This is a genomic window from Phytohabitans houttuyneae, from assembly GCF_011764425.1.
GTDB classification, from domain to species: Bacteria; Actinomycetota; Actinomycetes; order Mycobacteriales; family Micromonosporaceae; genus Phytohabitans; species Phytohabitans houttuyneae.
Genome location: NZ_BLPF01000001.1, coordinates 225,369 through 245,166 on the forward strand (window position 1 = coordinate 225,369; position 19,798 = coordinate 245,166).

At 73.6% G+C, this 19,798-nt stretch carries 20 protein-coding genes; 8 read left to right on the forward strand and 12 right to left on the reverse strand.

Features of this window, described 5'->3' with window-relative positions; translation table 11 throughout:
* Positions 1-21: 21 nt before the first annotated feature.
* Positions 22-1,098, reverse strand: coding sequence for an ATP-dependent DNA ligase (locus tag Phou_RS01050; RefSeq protein WP_173052711.1), 1,077 nt, complete (start codon positions 1,096-1,098; stop codon positions 22-24).
* A 57-nt stretch (positions 1,099-1,155) separates the two neighbouring features.
* Here Phou_RS01050 and Phou_RS01055 point away from each other — a divergent pair, with 57 nt between their 5' ends.
* Positions 1,156-1,800 carry a potassium channel family protein gene (locus Phou_RS01055; RefSeq protein ID WP_173052713.1) on the forward strand — a complete coding sequence of 215 codons (645 nt, stop codon included), beginning with the start codon at positions 1,156-1,158 and terminating at the stop codon, positions 1,798-1,800.
* Between the two features lie 7 nt (positions 1,801-1,807).
* Here Phou_RS01055 and Phou_RS01060 read toward each other — a convergent pair whose 3' ends face one another.
* Positions 1,808-2,878 (reverse strand): cytochrome c3 family protein, encoded by a 1,071-nt coding sequence (locus tag Phou_RS01060; RefSeq protein WP_173052715.1) that lies wholly within the window; start codon positions 2,876-2,878, stop codon positions 1,808-1,810.
* A gap of 140 nt (positions 2,879-3,018) precedes the next feature.
* Here Phou_RS01060 and Phou_RS01065 point away from each other — a divergent pair, with 140 nt between their 5' ends.
* Entirely contained in the window at positions 3,019-3,510 is a 492-nt protein-coding gene (locus Phou_RS01065) for a hypothetical protein (protein WP_173052717.1), read from the forward strand.
* Here Phou_RS01065 and Phou_RS55245 read toward each other — a convergent pair.
* The 3 genes from Phou_RS55245 to Phou_RS01075 all read right to left on the reverse strand — a co-directional run bounded on the left by Phou_RS55245 (position 3,393) and on the right by Phou_RS01075 (position 5,149).
* Positions 3,393-3,638, reverse strand: a complete 246-nt coding sequence (locus Phou_RS55245) for a hypothetical protein (protein ID WP_371872161.1) — start codon at positions 3,636-3,638, stop codon at positions 3,393-3,395. The two genes, Phou_RS01065 and Phou_RS55245, sit on opposite strands and share 118 nt — an antisense overlap.
* Positions 3,541-3,846 (reverse strand): hypothetical protein, encoded by a 306-nt coding sequence (locus tag Phou_RS52035; protein ID WP_246273114.1) that lies wholly within the window; start codon positions 3,844-3,846, stop codon positions 3,541-3,543. Before Phou_RS52035 ends, Phou_RS55245 begins: the two co-directional genes overlap by 98 nt.
* 616 nt (positions 3,847-4,462) lie before the next feature.
* Positions 4,463-5,149 carry a hypothetical protein gene (locus Phou_RS01075; protein WP_173052721.1) on the reverse strand — a complete coding sequence of 229 codons (687 nt, stop codon included), beginning with the start codon at positions 5,147-5,149 and terminating at the stop codon, positions 4,463-4,465.
* 105 nt (positions 5,150-5,254) lie between these two features.
* On the opposite strand from Phou_RS01075, the gene Phou_RS01080 reads away from it, so the two are divergent.
* The gene (locus Phou_RS01080; RefSeq protein WP_173052723.1) at positions 5,255-5,776 is read left to right on the forward strand and encodes a nuclear transport factor 2 family protein; all 522 of its coding nucleotides are present in this window, start codon (positions 5,255-5,257) and stop codon (positions 5,774-5,776) included.
* A gap of 64 nt (positions 5,777-5,840) precedes the next feature.
* The gene (locus tag Phou_RS01085) at positions 5,841-6,653 is read left to right on the forward strand and encodes a hypothetical protein (protein WP_173052725.1); all 813 of its coding nucleotides are present in this window, start codon (positions 5,841-5,843) and stop codon (positions 6,651-6,653) included.
* Positions 6,654-6,856: 203 nt separating this feature from the next.
* On the opposite strand, the gene Phou_RS01090 is transcribed toward Phou_RS01085, so the two are convergent.
* Positions 6,857-7,648 carry a maleylpyruvate isomerase family mycothiol-dependent enzyme gene (locus tag Phou_RS01090; protein ID WP_173052727.1) on the reverse strand — a complete coding sequence of 264 codons (792 nt, stop codon included), beginning with the start codon at positions 7,646-7,648 and terminating at the stop codon, positions 6,857-6,859.
* A gap of 55 nt (positions 7,649-7,703) precedes the next feature.
* Positions 7,704-9,557: a translocation/assembly module TamB domain-containing protein gene (locus tag Phou_RS01095; RefSeq protein ID WP_173052315.1), complete on the reverse strand. Its 1,854-nt coding sequence runs from the start codon at positions 9,555-9,557 to the stop codon at positions 7,704-7,706.
* A 64-nt stretch (positions 9,558-9,621) separates the two neighbouring features.
* Between Phou_RS01095 and Phou_RS01100 the strand changes: the two genes are divergently transcribed.
* Positions 9,622-10,281, forward strand: coding sequence for an MOSC domain-containing protein (locus tag Phou_RS01100; protein WP_218578606.1), 660 nt, complete (start codon positions 9,622-9,624; stop codon positions 10,279-10,281).
* Positions 10,282-10,301: 20 nt separating this feature from the next.
* Here Phou_RS01100 and Phou_RS01105 read toward each other — a convergent pair whose 3' ends face one another.
* Positions 10,302-10,544 (reverse strand): hypothetical protein, encoded by a 243-nt coding sequence (locus Phou_RS01105; RefSeq protein WP_246273115.1) that lies wholly within the window; start codon positions 10,542-10,544, stop codon positions 10,302-10,304.
* Between the two features lie 101 nt (positions 10,545-10,645).
* Positions 10,646-11,248, reverse strand: a complete 603-nt coding sequence (locus Phou_RS01110) for a TetR/AcrR family transcriptional regulator (RefSeq protein ID WP_173052731.1) — start codon at positions 11,246-11,248, stop codon at positions 10,646-10,648.
* 105 nt (positions 11,249-11,353) lie between these two features.
* Here Phou_RS01110 and Phou_RS01115 point away from each other — a divergent pair, with 105 nt between their 5' ends.
* The 3 genes from Phou_RS01115 (at position 11,354) to Phou_RS01125 (ending at position 14,999) form a co-directional block, all read left to right on the forward strand.
* Positions 11,354-12,574: a Gfo/Idh/MocA family protein gene (locus tag Phou_RS01115; RefSeq protein WP_173052733.1), complete on the forward strand. Its 1,221-nt coding sequence runs from the start codon at positions 11,354-11,356 to the stop codon at positions 12,572-12,574.
* Positions 12,571-13,362 (forward strand): NAD-dependent epimerase/dehydratase family protein, encoded by a 792-nt coding sequence (locus tag Phou_RS01120; protein WP_173052735.1) that lies wholly within the window; start codon positions 12,571-12,573, stop codon positions 13,360-13,362. The genes Phou_RS01115 and Phou_RS01120 overlap by 4 nt, the downstream gene beginning before the upstream one ends.
* 131 nt (positions 13,363-13,493) lie before the next feature.
* Positions 13,494-14,999, forward strand: a complete 1,506-nt coding sequence (locus Phou_RS01125) for an MFS transporter (protein ID WP_173052737.1) — start codon at positions 13,494-13,496, stop codon at positions 14,997-14,999.
* A gap of 364 nt (positions 15,000-15,363) precedes the next feature.
* Here Phou_RS01125 and Phou_RS01130 read toward each other — a convergent pair whose 3' ends face one another.
* Genes Phou_RS01130 through Phou_RS01140 form a run of 3 tightly spaced genes read right to left on the reverse strand, consistent with a single transcriptional unit; the run spans position 15,364 to position 19,669 of the window.
* On the reverse strand, positions 15,364-16,803 hold the full coding sequence (locus Phou_RS01130) for an MFS transporter (RefSeq protein ID WP_246273116.1): 1,440 nt from the start codon (positions 16,801-16,803) through the stop codon (positions 15,364-15,366).
* A 48-nt stretch (positions 16,804-16,851) separates the two neighbouring features.
* The gene (locus Phou_RS01135; RefSeq protein ID WP_173052739.1) at positions 16,852-17,970 is read right to left on the reverse strand and encodes a flavin-containing monooxygenase; all 1,119 of its coding nucleotides are present in this window, start codon (positions 17,968-17,970) and stop codon (positions 16,852-16,854) included.
* A 10-nt stretch (positions 17,971-17,980) separates the two neighbouring features.
* On the reverse strand, positions 17,981-19,669 hold the full coding sequence (locus tag Phou_RS01140; RefSeq protein WP_246273117.1) for a LuxR C-terminal-related transcriptional regulator: 1,689 nt from the start codon (positions 19,667-19,669) through the stop codon (positions 17,981-17,983).
* Positions 19,670-19,798 lie beyond the last annotated feature (129 nt).

The window sequence follows — 19,798 nt, forward strand, 5'->3', positions numbered from 1 at the left end:
ACGCCGCGGCGCCGGCCCGGCTTAGGCTCGGCCGGCGCCCAGGACATCTTCGAGATCGAAGTTGACCGGCTCTTCGAGCTGCTCGTAGGTGCACGAGCGCGGCTCGCGGTCGGTGCGCCAGCGAACGAACTGTGCCGTGTGCCGGAAGCGGACGCCCTCCATGTGGTCGTACCGCACCTCGACCACGCGCTCGGGACGCAGCGGCACGAACGACAGGTCCTTGCCCGACGCCCACCGGCTCCCCTCGGAGTTGCGCGGCGTGCGGTTTCCCTCCATCTGCCGGGCCCAGTCCCAGGGGTGGTTGTCGAACGTGGTGACAAGCGGCTGCAGCTCCTCGAAGAGTTCCGCCCGCCGGGCCATCGGGAACGCGCCGATCACGCCGACGCTGGCCAGCACGCCGTCGGCGTTGTAGAGGCCGAGCAGGAGCGAGCCGATGCGGTCGGGGCCGCTCTTGTGCACGCGGTACCCGGCGACGACGCAGTCCGCGGTGCGCTCGTGCTTGACCTTGAACATGACCCGCTTGTCCGGCTCGTACACCCCGTCGAGCGGCTTGGCGATCACGCCGTCCAGGCCGGCGCCCTCGAACTGGTGGAACCACCGCCCGGCGACCTCCCGGTCGGTGGTCACCGGCGTGATGTGGATCGGCGCCTTGGCCGGCGCGAGCGCCTCCTGGAGCGCGGCCCGCCGCTCGGCGAAGGGGCGCTCGGTCCAGTCGGTGTCGCCGAGCGCCAGCAGGTCGAACGCGACGAAGCGCACCGGCACCGTCTCGGACAGCATCTTGACCCGGCTGGCGGCGGGGTGGATGCGCTGCTGGAGCATCTCGAAGTCGAGCCGGTCGCCGGACTCGCCGACCAGGATGATCTCGCCGTCGATGACCGCGCGCTCCGGGAAGTTGGCCAGCACCGCCTCGACGAGCTCCGGGAAGTACCGCGTCATCGGCTTTTCGTTGCGGCTGCCGACCTCCACCTCCGCCCCGTCGCGGAAGATGATCGAGCGGAAGCCGTCCCACTTCGGCTCGAAGCTCATCGCGCCCTCGGGCAGGCCCTTGACGGCCTTGGCCAGCATCGGCGGTACCGGCGGCATGATCGGAAGTCGCATGGGCCCATTCTGGCCTGTCACGGCCCGTTTGGGCGGCCCGCTCCGTACCCTGACCTGGTGGACCGGCCCGTTGCGCCGCACTTCGGCGCGCTGCTGGGCGCGATCGTGGTGCTGTACATCCTGATCATCGCGGTCGGCCAGAACACCGCTGCCGTACCCCTGCGGGTGCTCGTGCTCGGCACGGCGCTCGTGCTGGCCGCGCGGGTCGCCGGCCCACGGCGCTGGATCCGCGCGGCGCTCGCCGCCGCGCTCGGTGCGGTGCTCCTCAGCGTGGTCGCGGTCGTCGCCGGCGGCACCCGCCTCGCCACGGGCCTCACCAGCGCCGCGACGGTGCTGCTGGTGTGCGCCACGATCGCGGCGACCATCCACACCGTCGCCGCCCGCAAGCGCGTGGACATCCAGGCGGTGGCCGGGGCGCTCGCCACGTACCTGCTGCTCGCGCTCCTCTTCTCCAGCCTCCACCAGATGATCGGGGCGATCCACGGCAACCCGTACCTCGAAGGCGTCGACCAGGTCGACGACGCCTCCGCGTTCCTGTACTTCAGCGTGGTGACGCTGACGACCGTGGGCTACGGCGACATCGTGCCCGCCTCGAACCCCGCCCGCGCCGTCGTGGTCGCCGAGGCGCTGATCGGCCAGCTGTACCTTGTCTCGGTCGTCGCCGCCGTGGTCGCCCGCTGGACGCCGCGCACCCGGGCGTGACGCCGGGCTAGCGGCGGCGGGGGCTCGGGCGGCGGTCCGGCCCGGGCGTGTCGCCGCCGCGGCGCGCGCGCAGCGACTCGCCGATCGTCGGCAGGCTGATCATCTGGGTGGGCGCGGAGAGCGCGGCCCGCAGCCGCTCGTCCTTGTTCGGCGGCACCACGCCCGGCGGCGGCTCCTCGACGTGCGGCTGCGCCTCCCTGGCCAGCAGGTCCCGCCAGCGCGCGGACACCTCCTGCCCGGCGGCCAGCTCCTCACCGCGCCGCAGCAGCTCCCGGTCGTCGGCGGCCCGGCGGCGGCGGCGGTTGCGCTCGGCGGCGTCGCGGGCGACCTGCCGCGCCAGCGCCGCACCCCGCGACAGGGCCGGCGGCACCGCCACGCGGGTCCGTCGCAGCCACTCCTCGCGCGCCGCCTCCTGCGCGGCCACCACCTTGCGCCGGTTGTCGGCGATCTGGCGGTTGACCGGCGGCAGCGGGCCGTCGTCGCCGTCGAGCCAGCCGCGCAGGCGACGCTTCACGTACGCCTCGGTGGTCCTCGGGTCGGCCGACGCCGTGGGGATCTCGCCCGGCTGGATCTCGCCGGTCGGCAGGTGGTCCAGCGCGTACAGCACGTCGCGCGGCGTCCACCCCGCCTCGAACCACAGCTGCAGCAGCATCCGCAGCCGGTCGCTGCCGGTGCGGCGGAGCGTGGGCGAGACGTAGCAGAGCCACTCGCAGGCGATGAGCTGCTCGGTGTACCCGTCCGGCACGTCGTGCATCGGCCACTGCGCCGGCGGCCGGCCGAGCGGGTGGCAGGCGCGGCACTTGCGGACACCGCCGGCGTCGCGCACCATGCGGTCCCGTTTGTCGCACCGCCCGCACCAGGCGCGCCGCCGGTACGGGTCGTCGTCGCGCCCGGCGAGCGGGTTGCACCGCTGGCACCGCCGGCCGTCGGCGGTGAGCCGCGTGCGCCGGTGGCACTCGCCGCACCACCGCCGCGCGTCCTCCACGGGCGCGCCGGCCGGGTGGCAGGCGGTGCAGGGCTGGCCCTCCGCGTCGGTACGCGAGTGCGGATCACACCCGCCACACCACGGAGAACTCACCCCTAACGTTGTACACCGCCCCACGCCCGTTCCCGCCCTGTGTCCGGTATCTCCCCTTCACGCGTGTCGCCCCACCGATGAGTTCCAAGGCCTCGGGCCGTCTTACCGTGCGGAGCATCACACCCCGAGAGGATGAGGCGATGGCAGACACAGACACCCCGCCGGACGTACCCGACGAGCGCCCCGCCTGGCTGGACCGGCTGGACGCGCTGCTCGGTGAGTGGGACACGGAGGCCGTCTTCGACGCCGGCTTCCTGGGGCCGGACAGCGCGGAGATGCGGGCGGCCGGGCGGACCAGCTTCGAGTGGCTGGACGGGCGGCGGTTTCTGATCCAGCGCATCGGCAACGAGCACCCCGCGTTCCCGCGCGCGGTCGCGGTCATCGGCGCCGGCCCGGAGCGGGACACGTTCACCCAGCGCTACTACGACTCGCGCGGCGTCGAGCGGCTCTACCAGATGAGCTTCGACGGCCGCGAGTGGAAGCTGTGGCGCGAGGCACCGGGCTTCTCGCAGCGCTACAGCGGCCTGCTCTCCCCCGACGGCGGCACGATCACCGGCGCGTGGGAGGCCTCGGCCGACGGGCGCGAGTGGCGGCACGACTTCCGGCTGACCCACACCAGGCCCGCGACGTAGCGCTCGTCGGCCCCGCGGCCCTGACCGGCGCTAGTGGCCGGCGAGGATGGCCAGGTGCAGGCCCTGAAGCCCAGGCCGGGCTCCAGGCCGAGCTCCGCGACGAGCAGGTCGCGACCCCGGCGGTACACCTCCAGCGCCTCGGCCCCGCCGGCCACACCCGCACAGCGCCAGCATGAGCTGCTCGCGCAGGCGGTACAGGCGGTCGGACACCCGCGCGTCCAGGTCCGCGTCGCCGACGACCAGCCGGTACCCGTGGTGCCGCGTCTCCAGCGCGGCGCCCGACCCGTCGTCGAGCAGGCGGCGCAGGTGCATCACGTACACCCGGACGGTGGCCACGGCCGTCGCGGCGGCCGGTCACCCCAGATCTCGCCGACCAGCCGCTGGACCGGCACGACGTCGCCGGCCCAGGTGAGCAGGAGGGGCGAGGAGGAGGCGCTGCTGGGGCGCGTTCACGGAAACCCAGCCGGCGCCGATGCGCATCTCGACCGGCCCGAGCACGCGAAATCTCAGAACCCGGCACCGGTGTCCGCGCCGCAGTAGCCGGCCTTACGCCGTAAGGCAGTTCGGCACCGTCGCCGCGGTCTGTGACTGCCAACCGGCTGCAGGCGGTATGCGCGTCGAGATCTTGGTGAGTTAGCGCGCCATTTCGACGCTAACTTGCCAAGATCTGCCGGAGCGGGCTCCTGGGTTGAGCTGGGCGACCGCAGAGGGTGAGGCGGCGAGGTTCCTGAACAGACCATGATCACGCGCAGGTCGGCGTACACAGGCCGCGGCGATAGCGAGATCGTGGTACAAATCCGCCCCAGAAGGGCCCGATCCGAAGCAGCGGCGACGCCCATACGGCGACCTGGCCGACCGCAGGACGGCGAGACGGCCGCAGTAAGGCACCGCAAGAGACGGTCGCCGCGGACGGCCCGCCGGCAAGACCGCAAACACCGCCCGGCGACGACCCCTACGGCAGCGTCGCCGGCGTGTAGGCGGCGCGGAAGAAGCCGCGCACGCGGCGGCGGCCCAGCCCCAGGTTGTGCTCGAACGTCGTGGTCCGTGCGGGCGCCGACGTGTCGAAGGCGATGAAGACGTCGTCGCGGCGGCCGCGGTTCGGGTCGTACACCTTGAGGGTGACCCGGCTGCCCTCGGTGCTGTGGCCGAAGGCCAGCACCTGGTGGTTGGCGGCCAGGTCGCGCGGGTCGCGGGAGGCGACGGTGACCACGCCGAGCGGCACCGGCACGCCGCGCTTGAGGTCGGCGCGCACCTGTGGCCACTGTGTACGGATCGTGCGCCACCCCAAGCCGCGCTCGGTCAGCACCCGGCGCCCGAAGACGTTGAAGGTGGTGTCGGCGTCGGGCAGGTTCATCCACTGGTAGTACTGCACGACGCCGGTGGGCAGGTGCCACGAGTCGATCAGACGGTCGACGATGAAGCGGTAGAGGCGCTCGCCCTGCCCCGGCCGCTCGGTCGGCGGCGCCACGCCGGCCCGCCAGTGGTCGAGCGCCGCGAACGCCATGCCGCCGCACAGCCCCGCCGACGCGTCGCCCAGCCTGATCTCGCCGAACGGGGTGGGCAGCACCACCGCCGGCTGGCTTGGCCATGAGTTGTCGAACCCGAATCCGTCGCGTGACGGCACGAACGTCTCCGCCATCAACACACAGTAGGACGGGGCACACCGTGCGCGCGGTCGCCTGCGCGACACCTGGCCATCTACTACTTGGCGTAGTAACTTGGGTGCATGGGCAACCTTGCCGCAGTGACCACCGCGTCCTGGCGTGCCGCGGGTGAGTCGCACGACGCCGAGCTGGCCGCCGGCTGCCTGGCCGACGACGTGCGGGTCATCTCCCCGCTGACCGCCCGCTTCCGCTTCGAGGGCCGGGAGCAGGCCCGCGACATGCTCGTGGCCGCCTTCGCGGTCATCGACGTGATCCGCTACCACACCGAGCTCGGCGACGAGTCCGCGCGGGCGCTTTTCTTCCACGGGCGGTGCCGGGGGCAGGAGTTCGAGGAGGCGCAGCTGCTGCGCTTCGACGGCGAGGGGCGGATCGTGGAGCTCACGCTCTTCGGCCGCCCGCTGCCCGGGCTCACCGCCGTGATGGCCGCGATCGGTCCGGTGCTGCTCAAGCGCCAGGGCCGGCCGGTCGCGGCCCGGTTCATCGGCGCCGCCACCGCACCCCTGGCGCTGATGACGCGCGCGGGAGACAAGCGCATCGTCCCCCTCGCGGCCCCCGACCGGACAGACCCGCGCGCAAAGCAGACCCCCGAGCGAAAGGAGTGACGCGCACGGGAGACCTCCGAACCAAAGGACTGACTCACGGGCCGGCGCCTGCCATACTCCTGCGGTGCTGCTGCGGACCGAACACCTCCACCTCGCCGCCGGGCGCCTCGAAGACGCGGTGCGGCGCCTCCAGCCACACGGGACGGTGGGCGTCAACTACGAGGTCGGCTTCCTCGACGCCCATCTGCCGGAGATCCAGGCGTGGGTGGCCGGGCTCGCGGCGGACGAGGACTGGGCGCACGGCTTCTACAACTCCTATGTGGAGTTCGTGCTCGCGCTGGCGCTCGCCCTCCCGCCGGGCGACCCGGTCGACAACGGCGGCGTCACCCGCGACGGCGGTGACTGGGAGGTGGCGGCGGGGCAGCCGGCGGTGTGGTTCGGCGACGCGCACTTCGACACCGACCTGACGCTCGACGGCCCCTTCGTCGTGCTCGGCGACCTCACGGTGGACGGCCTTCTCAGCGACGGCGACGTGGATCGCAGCCTGCTCGCGGTCACCGGCGACGTCCGCGCCCGCGCGATCCACAGTGGAGCGTTCACGCTGGCGCTCGGCAGCGTCGATGCGGACGTGGTGGTCTGCTTCAACAGCGACGGCGGCCTGGGCGCCGGCGGCGACATCGTGGCCGACCTCTTCGTGCAGGCCCAGCACTCCTACGACCTCGGCGGCGACCTGCGCACCCGCGTCGCCGTGCTGGACTGGCTCCCCGACGGCACCGTGCTCGAACACGGCCTCACCCCGGACGAGCGGCTCGCACCGTGGCTGCCACCCGACTATGCCACAGTGGACGGTGGCGAGATCGAGGTCGACACCTGGCGCCTCCTCACCGAGGCCGCCGCCGGCCGCTCCCCCGTCCTGTCCAACCCCCGCCGGATCTGACATTTCAAAGGCGGATTTGCCCCCGCCCGCCTCACCTGCGGGCCGTTTGCTCCCGCGGGCTGCGCGGAGGCCGGCGGCGAGCTGGCGCTCGCCGACTTCCCCGGCCTCCGCTGCCGGGTCCGCGGGTCAAGCCCGACCCCCGCGGCGGGTGAGGCCGCGGGAGCAACGGTCCGGACCACGGCGGACGTCGCGGTAGCTCAAAATCAATAGCCGGGGAAGAGCTTGCGGAGCAGGTCGAGGTCGGCGGCCCCGGAGGTCTCGACGGCGGCGGGCGTGTGCCGCGGTGCGAGCCGGCCGGCGACGAGCCGCAGCCACGCCTCGGCCGGGAGGGTGAGCGTGCCGTCGGGCGTGGCGGGCTCGTCGGGGTCGACGCTGATCGGGTCGACGAGCTGGAGGGTGAAGGCGGAGGCGGGGTCGGTCGTGGTGACGCGGAGGGCGGTGCGGCGGCCGGCGAGCACCTCGGGGCGGCTGGCCCAGGCGATCGTGCCGGAGGCGCCGTCGAGCAGCGCGGCGGTGGCGTCCGGTGCGAGCGTGGCCCGTTCGTCGAAGCCGACGCGCACGTCCCACGCGTGCAGCGTGAGCTCGCTGAGCCGCATCCGCGCCGCGGTGGCCACGTCGACCGGCGCGGGCATGAAGCCCAGGTCGATCCGGAGCGTCTCGCGGGTGTTCGCGTCGAACGACTCGTAGAGGGCGGTCAGCGCCTCGTTGGACGCGGGGAAGGCGTCGGCGCGCTCGCGGCGGGACATGGCGTTCCACCGGTCCCACACCGCGAGGTTGAAGTCCCGCCCGGGGTTCGGCTCGCCGGAAAGCGCGGCCCGCAGCGTGGCCCGGCCGATCTCCGCGCCGCTGCCGAGGTGGCTGAGCACCTGCGAGATGTCCCACTCGGCGGCGCCCGACGGACCGGCCAGGTCGCCGTCGGTCAGCCCGGACGCGAACGCGGCGAGGCTGTCGTGCCCGCTGCGCAGGGCGGCGATGATGCTGTCGGCGTTGCTCAAGGGTCTGCTCCAAGCTCGGGGGCGGCTGCCGTGGCCAAAGCTACCCATCACCGCGTCAGGCGCGGCGCAGGGAGCGGGTGAGGCCGGCCGCCACGGTGGTCGCGAGCAGCCAGCCGGAGGCGATCAGCAGGTACGCGAGCCACTGTTGCCCACCGACTGGCTGGTAGGCGCGCTCCTGGCCGAGGTCGACGATCGGCAGGAGCAGGTCGAGGGTGTAGATGACCGGCTGGAAGGCCGGTGGCTTGTCGCCCACCGCGGCCGGAGGGAAACGGGTGTTCAGAACCGCGCCGACCACGAGCAGGGCGAGCAGCCACGAGGCCGCGCGCAGCGGGCGGTAGCCGTAGCCGACGGTGACGTCCTGGAGCAGGCCCCACACGCGGGCGTACCACGCGCCGCCCGCGCTCTGCCGGCGCTGCTTGGCCAGCAGCACCGCCCGCGACTGCGCGCCGTCGCCGAGGGTCTGGTAGACGGTGGCCAGCTGCTCGTACGGCTGCGGCCGGAACCCGTCCGGCCCGCGCGTCAGCCACGGGAGGCGGGCGCCCGCCTCGCCGGCCGGTTCGAGCACGTCGTAGCGGAGGCCGTCGAGGTCGAGCGCGGGCGGCCAGGTGGCCTGGTCGTCGCGGAGGATGCCGACGGTGGCGTACCGCAGGTCGACAGTGCCCTCGGGCGCCTCGGCCCAGCGCAGCGCCAGCTCGGGCGTCTCGACCCGCCAGCAGGAGACGGCGATCTCGCCCGGCGCCCGCACGGTGGCGTCGTTGAAGCAGACCCGGCTGCCCACCTTGGCACCGGCCAGCCGCACCCGGCCGTCGGCGGTGAACCCGTCACAGAGCTGCAGCAGCGCGCCGACGGTGAGTCCGTGCGCGGTGAGCGCCGCCCCGCCGGGGTTGCGCAGCTGGGCGCCCTCGAAGTGGAGCGGGCCGGTGACGGTGGCGTCGAGCAGCGTGGTCTCGCCGTCGACGGTGAGGCCGCGGCGGCCGTCGAGCATGCCCTCGATCGTGGCGAAGTCGGCGCAGAACGCGATCTGGCCCGGGTTGCGCAGCGACGCGCCGTCCAGCCGCAGCGTGCGGACGATGCGGGCGCTGACCACGCGCACCTGGCCCTCGGCGACGAAGCCGTCGTGCAGGTACAGGCCGCCCTCGAGCGTGGCGCGGCTGAACCGCACCGCGACGCCGCCGGGGTTGCGCACCGTCGAGCGGCTGAACGACAGCGCCGCCGCCACCCGCGCGTGCCGCATCGTCACCTCGCCGTCGACCTGCGCCCACCGGCAGTAGAAGGCGGCCTCGGCGGCGAGGTTGTCGCCGTCGATCGCGCGCTCGGTGGGCGCGGCCGTAATGCGGCAGCGGTCGAGGTCGGCGGTGCCGCCCAGCCGCGCGTTGGTGAGGGCGACGCCGCCGGTCAGGTGGGCGCCGGTCAGGACGAGGTCGCCGCCGATGGTGGCACGGCGGGCGTACAGCGCCCACTCGGACGCGCTCCCGCCGAGCACCGCGTCGGCGATGAGCAGGCCGCCGGAGATCTGCGCGCCGGAGAGGCGCACGCCGTCGCTGACCGTGCAGCGGCTCAGCTGGAGGTGGCCGTCGACGCGGACGTTGGAGCCGAGGAAGCCGGGCATGCGGGAGCCGGCGAAGGAGGTGTGTGACATGCGCGCCCAGTACAGGTCGGGCACCTCGTCGAACTCGCACTCCTCCAGCAGCAGCGGATGCGTGACCTCGGCGAACGCGAGGCTCAGCCGCCCCTTGACCCGCCCGCCGCGCAGGTGGACGGCGGCGGGCCGGCCATGCGCCTCCTCCCGCAGCAGCTCGATGATCAGGGAGGCGCGCACGGAGGCACCGGCCGCATCGACCCGGGTACCCGTGGCGAAGCCGTCCCACAGGGCCTTCTCCACCTCGGTGAGATCGTCGGGCTGCGGCACGCCCTACATTGTGCGGTGTACGTCGAGAGGCGGCGCCCCCGGTATTTTGCGTAAGGTGCGGTGTGTGGCGGAGCTGCTTTCGGTAAACCTCGGTGTCCCCCGGTCCAGCCCGGCGACCCGGATCGGCGTGACCGGCATCGACAAGCGTCCGGTCGACGGGCCGGTCGAGGTGCGCGCGCCCGGCCCGAAGGGCTCCGGCCTCGGCAGCGGGATCGCCGGCGACAACATCCTCGACGGCGGGCACCACGGCGGTGACGACCAGGCGGTCTACGCGTACGCCCGCGAGGACCTCGACAAGTGGGCCGCCTCGCTGGGCCGGGAGCTGGCCGGCGGCGTCTTCGGGGAAAACCTCACCACCCGCGGCCTCGACGTGACCGGCGCGCTGATCGGCGAGCGCTGGCAGGTGGGGCCGGAGGTGCTGCTGGAGGTGTCGGCGCCGCGGATCCCGTGCAGCACGTTCGCGCACTGGATGGACGAGCGGGGCTGGATCAAGCGGTTCACCGAGTGGGGTGCGCCGGGTGCCTACCTGCGGGTGGTGCGTCCCGGCAAGGTCCGCGCCGGCGACCCGGTCGAGGTGGTCGAGCGGCCGGAGCACGACGTGACGGTCGGTCTCACGTTCCGGGCGCTGACGCGGGAGCCGGAGCTGCTGCCGCGGCTGCTGGCCGCCGGCGCGCTGCCGGAGAGCGTGCTGGCCAAGGCCCGCCGCCGGGTGGCCGCCAGCTAGGCGCCGCGGCTTTGCCGCTACTACGCGGCCAGCGCGTGCGTGTCGGGAGTGGTGGACGCCAGCGCGAGCGCCCAGCGCATGCGCAGTGCGGCGGTCTCGGGATGCTCGCCGTACTCGGCGGCCATGATCGCGGCGCACCCGGCCGCACCGCCACGTACCACCAGGCTTGTGTGGATGGCCCGGACCACCTGGGCGCCGGTGGGCCGGTCGGATGGCTGGAGGTCGCTGGCGAACAGGGCCTCGGCCCGCATGTGCTCGGTCACTGTGCTCACCGCCTCGCGGAAGTTTTCTCTGGTACGCGCCTCAGCGTCCCGCGGTTCACCACTCGCGCACATCCGGAGCTTCCCCAGAAGGCCACCCTGGCTTACCCCGGGGGTTCCCCCTGACCCGGCCAGGCCTCCAGGACGATATCGACGACCTTCCGCAGGTCGGCGGGAGTGGCACCGCTGGCCGCCTGCGCGGCGAGGCCGTCGGAGACGGTGAAGACGTAGCGCGCCAGCGCGGCCGGATCGGCGCCGGGCGGCAGGTCGCCCTCCTCGCGGGCTCGTTCGAGCCGGTCGCGGAGCGCGGCGAGGCCGGCGTTGCGGCGCTCGACCACCACCTTGCGCACCGGCTCCCCCTCCGGGCCGCACGCCTGCGCGTTGCGGACGCTCAGGCAACCCGGGTGCGCCGGGTCGGTGGTCAGCCCCACCGCGCCGCGGAGCATCGTCGCCACCACGTCGCGGGCGCGCGGCTCGGCCAGCGCGGCGGCGGAGAAGCCGCCCGGCCCGTCGATGTACCGGTCGAGCACGCGGCGGAAGAGCGCCTCCTTGTTGCCGAACGCGCCGTACAGGCTCGGCCGGTTGATTCCCATCGCCGCGGTGAGGTCGGAGAGGGCGGTGCCCTCATACCCCTGGCGCCAGAACACCTCCACCGCCCGATCCAGCGCCGCGTCCTCGTCGAACGCGCGCGGCCGCCCACCCGCCATCTCGCACCCCCAGTTTTTTACCTATCGGTACGTTACCCCTTGACCAGCCCACGCGGGCACCGCTAGTTTCGTACCGCCAGGTACAAAACTAGCGGGAGGCACGTGATGACCAAGAGGATCGGGGTCGGCATCGTCGGCGCGAGCGCGGCACGCGGGTGGGCCGCCGCGGCGCACGTGCCGGCGGTGGCGGCCTTGGAGGGGTACGAGCTCGTCGCCGTCGCCACCACACGCGAGGCGAGCGCGCGGGCGGCCGCCGAGGCGTTCGGCGCGCGGCACGCCTTCACCAGCGCCGCCGCGCTCGCCGCCCACCCCGACGTCGACCTCGTCGTGGTGTCGGTCAAGGCGCCCGACCACGTGCCGGCCGTCCGGGCCGCGCTGGACGCGGGCAAGCACGTGCTGGTGGAGTGGCCGCTCGCGGTCACCGCGGACGAGGCGGCGGAGCTGGCCGCACGGGCCGAGTCGGCCGGCGTGCGGCACGCGGTCGGACTCCAGGTGTACGCCTCACCCGGCGCCCGCTTTGTCCGCGACCTGATCCGCGCGGGCCGGATCGGCGGGGTGGAAGCGGTCGCGTTCGCGGGCGGAGGCGACCCGCTCGGCGGCAGCCGGATCTACAAGGACCTGGCATGGGGCACGGCCGCCGGCACCGGCAACGACCTCCTCACCATCATGGTCGGGCACACGGTGGCGGCGGTCGAGCTCGTGACCGGCGCCCGCTTCGCCGAGGTATCCGCGGTGACGGCCCGCCTGCACGACCAGGTCCGCGTCGTGGAGACCGGCGAGCCGATCCGCAACGACGTCGCGGGCCAGGTCGCGGTCGTGGGCCGCCTGGTGGGCGATGCGGGCTTGGATGGCGGTGCGGTCGACCCGGGCCCGGATCGCGGGGCGGCCCCGGCGGGCGGGGCGGTCGTCTCGATTTCCTTGCAGGGTGGCAACGGGGGTGGGCCGGACGGCTTCTACCTGCGGATCACCGGCACCGAGGGCACGCTGACCGTGACGCCCGCCGACCCCGGCCACTACAGCAACTGGGCCACCTGGCGCATCCGGCTCACCCCGGCCGGCGGCACGCCCCAGGAGCTGGCCATCCCCGAGCACTACCACCTGGCACCCGCGGGACTGCCGGACGGTCCGGCGAGGAGCGTGGCCGGCCTCTACAGCCTGTTCGGCTCCGCCGGCTCCACCGCCTCGACCGGCTACGCCGGGAGCGAGCCGGTCGAGCTGCCCACCTTCCAGATCGCGGCCCGGATCCAGCGCACGCTCGAAGCGGTCGCCCGCGCCGCCGAAACCGGCATCAAGCAGCGGCTCACCCCGGAGGTCGTGGCGGCATGAAGATCCTCGTCATCGGCGCGACCGGCTACATCGGCTCGCGCGCGGCGGCGGCCCTGGCGGCTGCCGGACACGACGTCTCGGCCCTGCGCCGTGCCGGCGGGCGGCCGCTCGCCGGCGGGTACCGCGAGGTCGCCGGCGACCTGCTCGACCCGCCGTCGCTGACCGCGCTCGCCGCCGGGTACGACCTCGTCGTGCACGCCGCGGCCCCGCTCGGCGAGGCTGACCTGCCCGGCGCGCGGGCGCTGGTCGACAGCGGCAGCCCGCTGCTCTACACCACCGGCGCGGCGGTGCTCGGCGGCGGACAGTCCGATGAGGACAGTCCAACCGACCCGCACCCGCTCGCCGCGGACCGTCCCGAGATCGAACGGCGCGTGGTGGCGGCCGGTGGCAGGGTGATCCGTCCCGGCATGGTGTACGGCACGCCCGACGCGCCCATCCCCGCCCTGCTCGCCTCGCGCGGCCACGCGTTCCACATCGGACCGCCGGGCGTGCGGTGGCCGGTCGTGCACGTCGACGACCTCGCCGACCTGTACCTCGCCGTCACCGAACGCGCACCCTCCGGCACGATCTGGCACGGCGTCAGCGAAACCGCCCGCCTCGACGAGGTCGCGAGCGCGATCTGCGGTGGGGCGGCCGTTCCCTGGCCGGTGGAGGAGGCGGCGAAGGAGCTGGGGCTGCTCGCCGACCTGTTCACCCGGGATCAGGACGTCTCGTCGGAGAAGACGCGGCGGCTGCTCGGCTGGAGCCCGCGTCACACGTCTGTACTCGCCGCTGTCACGCGCTCGTAACACGCTCTGTGACGGTAAACACCTTTAGCGCTTAATAGCAATGATTCTGTCGCAGGCGATCTTTACGTTCTCGGAGGTACACCCATCACGCAGTCGACACCACTGCCTCGAACCCCTTGAAAGGTATCGACATGTCTCAGCAGACCGCCACGGGGGCGGACACGAATGCCGGCGGGCAGGTGGTCGATCCGAGGCGCTGGTTCGCGCTGCTGGTCATCGCCATCGCGCAGCTGATGGTGGTGCTCGACGGCACGATCGTCAACATCGCGATGCCCTCGGCACAGGCCGACCTGGGCATCTCCGACGCCAACCGGCAGTGGATCGTCACGGCGTACACGCTCGCCTTTGGTGGTCTCCTGCTCCTCGGCGGCCGGATCGCCGACTACGTGGGCCGCCGCCGGATCTTCCTCATCGGCCTCATCGGCTTCGCCTTCGCCTCGGCGCTCGGCGGCATCGCCACCAACGCGGGCACCCTCTTCGCCGCGCGCGCTCTCCAGGGCGTGTTCGGCGCGCTGCTCGCACCGGCGGCGCTCTCGCTGATCACGGTCACGTTCACCGACGTCAAGGACCGCGCGAAGGCGTTCGGCGTCTTCGGCGCGATCTCCGGCGTGGGCGCCACGATCGGCCTGATCCTGGGCGGCGTGCTCACCGAGTACACGACGTGGCGCTGGTGCCTCCTCGTGAACATCCCGATCGCGCTCGCCGCCTTCTTCCTGGCGCTGCCGATCGTGCGGGAGAGCAAGGCGCACGGCAACACGCGGTACGACATCCCCGGCACCGTCCTGGCGACCGGCGGTCTCGTCGCGCTCGTGTACGCGTTCACCAAGGCGGCCGAGGACGGCTGGTCCTCCGCGGTCACGCTGGTGTTCTTCGCGATCGCGGCGGTGCTGCTGGTGGGCTTCGTGGTGTTCGAGTCGCGCACGGCCAACCCGCTGCTCCCGCTCCGCGTGGTGCTGCACCGCAACCGCGGCGGCTCGTTCCTGGTCTCGGTGCTCCTGGGCGCCGGCATGATGGGCATGTTCCTGTTCATGACGTACTACTTCCAGGGCACACTCCAGTACTCCCCGCTGCGCAGCGGCGTCGCGTACCTGCCGTTCTCGCTGGCCCTGATCGTCACCGCGATGGTGGCGAGCTCGGTCCTGCCGAAGGTCGGCCCGCGCGCGATGATGACGGTCGGCGGCCTGCTCGCCACCGCCGGCATGGTGTGGCTGACCCAGCTGCGCATCGACTCGTCGTACCTCACGCTCATGCTCCCCGCCCTCGTCATCATGGCGGTCGGCATGGCGCTGGTCTTCGTGCCGCTGGGCAACACGTCGCTGACCGGCGTCGACGACCACGACGCCGGCGTGGCCAGCGCGATGGTCAACACCACCCAGCAGATCGGCGGCTCGCTCGGCGTGGCGCTGCTCAACACGGTGTTCACGACCGCGGTGGCGAACTACATCGCCGACAACGGCCCGGCTTCGGCCCCGCTGGGCGCGGTGCACGGCTACAACGTGGCCTTCACCGTGAGCGCGGTGCTGCTGGCCGCGTCGACGCTGGCGACGTTCCTGCTGATCCGCAACACCCGGCAGACCACCACCCGCGACGGCGAGAGCGAGGAAGCGCCGGCGCTGGCCCCGGTCCACGTGGGCTGACGCACCATTGAGATCGAGTGGGCGGGTCCGGGCGGCCCGCCCACTCCTTTCGTTCCAAAGCCTCCAACAGATCCAACCCGAACCAGACGCGAGCTACCGCGACGTCCGCCGTGGTCCGGACCGTTGCTCCCGCGGCCTCACCCTCCGCGGTGGATCAAGATCCACCTGATCTCCCCTCCCGTGCTTCTGCAGAGCTTTCGGCGCCGCCGTCGCGGTCCGTGACTGCCGATCAGGTGCGGGCGGTGCGGCTTCGAGATCTTGGTGAGTTGGCGCGTTATTTCGACGCCAACTTGCCAAGATCTGCCGGAGCCGGCTCCTGGGTTGAGCTGGGCGACCGCGGAGGGTGAGGCGGCAACCGTGCCTTCTAGCTCGAGGCGGCGTGTTCGTGTTCGCGAAGGTCGGGGTTTTGCTCGGCGGCCGGGCGGCTGCGGTCGGCGCGCCACTCGGCCCCCGCGATCAGCAGGGCCACCGCCACCGCGACCGCCGCCGTGCCCACGGCGACCATCACGGCGACCGCGTTGTCGCCGGACGCGGCCAGGACCACGTAGTAGAGCCCGGGCAGCAGCGCCGTGCCCACCGCAGCGCCCACGCGCTGTCCGGTTTGGAGGGCGCCACCCGCGGCGCCGGCCATCCGGACGGGGACGTTTCGGAGGGTCATCGTCACGTTCGGGGAGATGACGAGGCCGCTGCCCACGCCGCCCACCAGCAGGGCGGGAGCCAGTGCCCAGGCCGGTGCCCAGCGGAGGATGAGCGCGGTCGACACGAGCCCCACCACGACCGTGAGCAGTCCGATAACGGTCAGCCGCCGGCCGAGCCTGTCGACGAGGCGGCCGGCCACCACCGCGGCCACCGCTGAACCCGCCGAAAACGGGGTCACCGCAAGCCCCGAATGCAGCGGCGACCACCCCAGCCCCACCTGGAAGTAGAGGGCCAGCACAAGCCAGATGCCGCTGAAGCCGACGAAGTACACGGTGCCGAGCGCGATGCCGCCCGCGTAGCCCGGGGTGCTCGTCAGCAGGTGGGGGTCGAGCAGCGGCTGCCGGCCGCGGCGTACCGCACGGGCCTCCCACCACGCGAACGCGGCGAGCAGCGCCGCGGCGGCCGGAAACAGCCACCAGAGTTTGCGGAGGCCGCCGTCCTCGGCCTGTACCAGCGGAAGCATCGCGGTCAGCACGCCCCCACCCAGCAGCACGACGCCGACGGGGTCGAGCTGGCCGCGGGCCTCGCGCGGAGAGCGTGGCGAGCGGGGCAGCAGGCGCGCGGCGAGCACGAGTGCGGCGATGCCGATGGGAACGTTGACGTAGAAGATCCACCGCCAGCTCGCCACGGCCAGGATGAGCCCGCCGACGACCGGCCCCACGGCGGTGGAGATGCCGATCGTGGCGCCGAAGAGGCCGAAGGCGCGGGCCCGTTCGGCGCCCTGGAACATCTGCTGGATCAGCGCGGAGTTCTGCGGCGCCAGGCTGCCCGCTGCGATGCCCTGCGCCAGCCGCGCGGCGACGAGCGCGCCGATGGAGGGTGCGGCGCCCGCGGCGGCGCTGCACAGGACGAACGCGGCCAGCGCGAACAGGAACATCCGCCGGCGCCCCAGCGCGTCGCCCAGCCGCCCCGCGGCGACGAGGGTGAGGCCGAAGGTGAGGGCGTAGCCGGAGACGACCCACTGCACGGACGCGGGTGAGGCGCCCAGCTCGCGCTGCATGGACGGGAGCGCGACCGCCACGATGCTGACGTCGAGCAGGGTCATGAACCCCGCGACAAGGGTGACCCAGAGGGCTCGCCAGCGATGCGGCAGCGGCTGGGTCAACGGCGGCTCCCTCCGGTCACGCCCCGCTGTTACCCAGTCTGGACGATCTCACCCCGCCGGACCCCGCGAACCGGCCCGCGCGGCCCGCCCGGTCACCAACCCGGCGCCGTCAGGCTCAGCGCGCCGCGCGATCTGCTGCGCCACCACCTCCGCGTCGCGGCCCACACCGCCGACGAGCATCGAGCTGAACGCGCGTTGGAAGGCCAACCCCACGTAGTACAGGCCCGGCTCGTCCTCCGGCCACCCGTCCTCCCCCAGCGCCGGCTCGTCGATCCAGCTGAAGTCCTGCCGGAAGCCGGTGCACCACACCACGTTGGCGACGTCGAGCACCCGCCCGTCGGCGAGGACCGGCTTCCCGTCGCGTACCCCCGTCATGCGGTCGGTGATCCGCTCCACGCCGGCGGCGGCCAGGTCGGCGCCCTTGACCCGCAGCAGCGGGCCGCCGTGCGCGCGGACGTGGCCGCGCATCTTGCGGCCGACGGGGGTACGGACGTTGAGCACCCGCGTCCACATCAGCCACAGCAGCGGGAAGATCGCGTGGGCCATGCGCCCCTCGATCGCGAACGGGATCTGCCCCGTGTCCCGCCCGCACAGGTAGGTGCGGTGGGCGGCGGCCACCTCGTACGCGACGTCCGCGCCCGAGTGCGACGCGCCGACCACGAGCACCGGTCCCTCGGCGAGTTGCGCCGGGTTGCGGTACCCGCTGGAGTGCAGCTGCCGGATCTCCGGCCCGAGGTCGGCCGCGAAGTCGGGCACCCGCGGGGCCCGCCCGAAGGTGCCGGTGGCGACGACGACGTTGTCGGCCTCGTACCGCCGTTCGCCCGCGACCACCACCCGCCGCTCGCCGTCGCGGAGCAGGCGGTCGACGCGCACGCCGCCGCGCACCGGCAGTTCGAAGTGCGCGGCGTACGCGGCCAGGTACGCGGCCACCTCGTCCTTGGTCGGAAACGACCAGGCCGGCGCGGGGAACGGCATGCCGGGCAGGCCGTCGTAGCGGGCCGGGCTGTAGAGGCGCAGCGAGTCCCAGTGGCTGCGCCAGTTGTCGCCGACGCGGGCGTTGCCGTCGAGGATCACGAACGGCCGCCCCCGCCGCGCCAGGTGGTACCCGGTGCTCAGCCCCGCCTGGCCGCCCCCGATGATCACGGTTTCGATGCGTTCGGTTTCCATACCCCGGACGCTACGAAGGCGGCGGCGACCCCGCTTCGGGCGAAACCCGCATCCCGGTGGCGCCGGGCATGGGTATTTCTGTGTAGGCCAGGCCGTGCGCGAACGCGTACGCCGCGGCCGCCGTGCGCGAGCCCACGCCCAGCTTGGTGAAGATGTTGCTGAGGTGGCGGGCGACCGTCTTCTCGCTCAGCACCAGCTCGCGCGCGATCGCGTGGTTGGAGAGGCCGGCCGCGACGAGCCCGAGCACCTCGACCTCGCGCGGGCTGAGGCCGCCGCGCGCCCGCGCGGTGATCCGGGCGCGGTCGGGTGCGGCCCCCAGCCGCGTGAACACCTCGCACGCCGCGTCCAGCTCCATCGCCGCGGCGTCCTCGTCGCCGAGCGCGCGGCACGCGTGTGCGACCAGGACGCGGGCCCGCGCGGCCTCGTAGGGGGCGTCCAGGTCGCGCCAGATCCGCCACGCGGGGCGAGCCGCCGCCAGCGCCGCCTCCGGGTCACCCTCCGCGAGGGCGACGGCCGCCAAAGCGCATCCGGTACGGGCATGCAGTGCCCGCCGCCCGAACGCCTCGGCGATCTCCGCCAACTCGGCCGCACACTCCCGCGCCGCCGCCACGTCACCGGCGGCGAGCGTGATCTCGACGGCCGCCGCGAGCAGGCGGGCGCGCATCAGCCGGTCGGGCGTCTCGGCGAGTGCCCGCCGGATCGCGGCCGCCGCGGCGTCCACCCGGCCCTGTGCCAGCCGCAGCAGCGCGAAGCCGGGCTGGGTGTCCGCGCCGTACCGGCTGGCCTGCCGGAACGCCTCCTCCGCCGGGCCCGCCTCGCCCCGCAGCCGGTGGATCTCGCCGAGCTGGTAGAACGCGCCGCCGGCCAGCATCTCGCCGAAGCCCTGGGTGAGCCGTTCGCACGCGGTGCGCGCCTGGCGGGCCGCGTCCGGCCAGTCGCCGGTGAGCTGGAGCAGCTCGGAGCGGTGGATGAGGCAGATGCCGGAGTACCCGCCGTCGAAGCGGGGCTGCCCGTCCACCCACTCGTTGAGCGCCAACGTCCACTCCCGGGCGCGCGGCACCTCGTGCAGGTCGTGGCAGACCGCGATGAAGCCGCAGTAGACGTGCCCGGCGATGCGCGGGCTCGCCTCACCAGCGGCGAGCGCCACCATGGCCTCGTCGAGCAGCGCGAGGCCCTCGTCGACCCGCTCCTGCCGCACCCGCGCCATCCCCTGCAGGTGGGTGGCCGCGGTGACGAGGTCGGGGTCGCCGCAGCGCTCGGCAAGCTCGCGGGCCCGCGTGGCGGTCGCGTACGCACCGTCGGGGTCGCCGCCCCGCAGCCGCCCCTCGGCCTCGGGCAGCAGCAGGTAGCCGCGCTGGGCGCAGTCCGGCTCGCCGTCGGCCAGCCGCGCGGCGCGGGCGAGCCACCCGCCCGCGTACGAGAACTCGCCGCGCATGGCGAGCGTCTCGTGCAGCCAGTACGCGCAGCGCAGCGCGCCGGCGATGTCGCCGGATTCGACGCGCGCCCGGTACTCCCGCTCGAGCAGCCGCACCGCCTCCTCGCCGCGGCCGAGGAGCTGGCTCGCCTCACCGAAGCGCGCCAGGTCGTCGATGCCCAGCGGCGCGGCCGCGTCGGCGGCGGCGTAGTGGACACACGTGTCCGCCCACGCCCGGCGGCTGTGGCACTCCCGGGCACGGGTCAGCGTCGCGGACACCTCCACACCGCCGAGCCTAGGCCTTGTCTCAGAAGATTTGTCGGTGCGAGCCGGAGTCCAGGTGTCATCAGGTGGTGGCGGGCGCAAGGTCGCATACCGGTGTTGAATGCGGACTTACGCCCGACGCCGCATGGC

What these genes read in the sequence shown, in the direction of transcription:
- Phou_RS01075 (WP_173052721.1), bottom strand. Translation starts at nt 5,149, where the DNA reads ATGGCGGAGACGTTCGTGCCGTCACGCGACGGATTCGGGTTCGACAAC.
- Phou_RS01115 (WP_173052733.1), top strand. Translation starts at nt 11,354, where the DNA reads ATGACCAAGAGGATCGGGGTCGGCATCGTCGGCGCGAGCGCGGCACGC.
- Phou_RS01125 (WP_173052737.1), top strand. Translation starts at nt 13,494, where the DNA reads ATGTCTCAGCAGACCGCCACGGGGGCGGACACGAATGCCGGCGGGCAG.
- Phou_RS01065 (WP_173052717.1), top strand. Translation starts at nt 3,019, where the DNA reads ATGGCAGACACAGACACCCCGCCGGACGTACCCGACGAGCGCCCCGCC.
- Phou_RS01135 (WP_173052739.1), bottom strand. Translation starts at nt 17,970, where the DNA reads ATGGAAACCGAACGCATCGAAACCGTGATCATCGGGGGCGGCCAGGCG.
- Phou_RS01110 (WP_173052731.1), bottom strand. Translation starts at nt 11,248, where the DNA reads ATGGCGGGTGGGCGGCCGCGCGCGTTCGACGAGGACGCGGCGCTGGAT.
- Phou_RS01050 (WP_173052711.1), bottom strand. Translation starts at nt 1,098, where the DNA reads ATGCGACTTCCGATCATGCCGCCGGTACCGCCGATGCTGGCCAAGGCC.
- Phou_RS01120 (WP_173052735.1), top strand. Translation starts at nt 12,571, where the DNA reads ATGAAGATCCTCGTCATCGGCGCGACCGGCTACATCGGCTCGCGCGCG.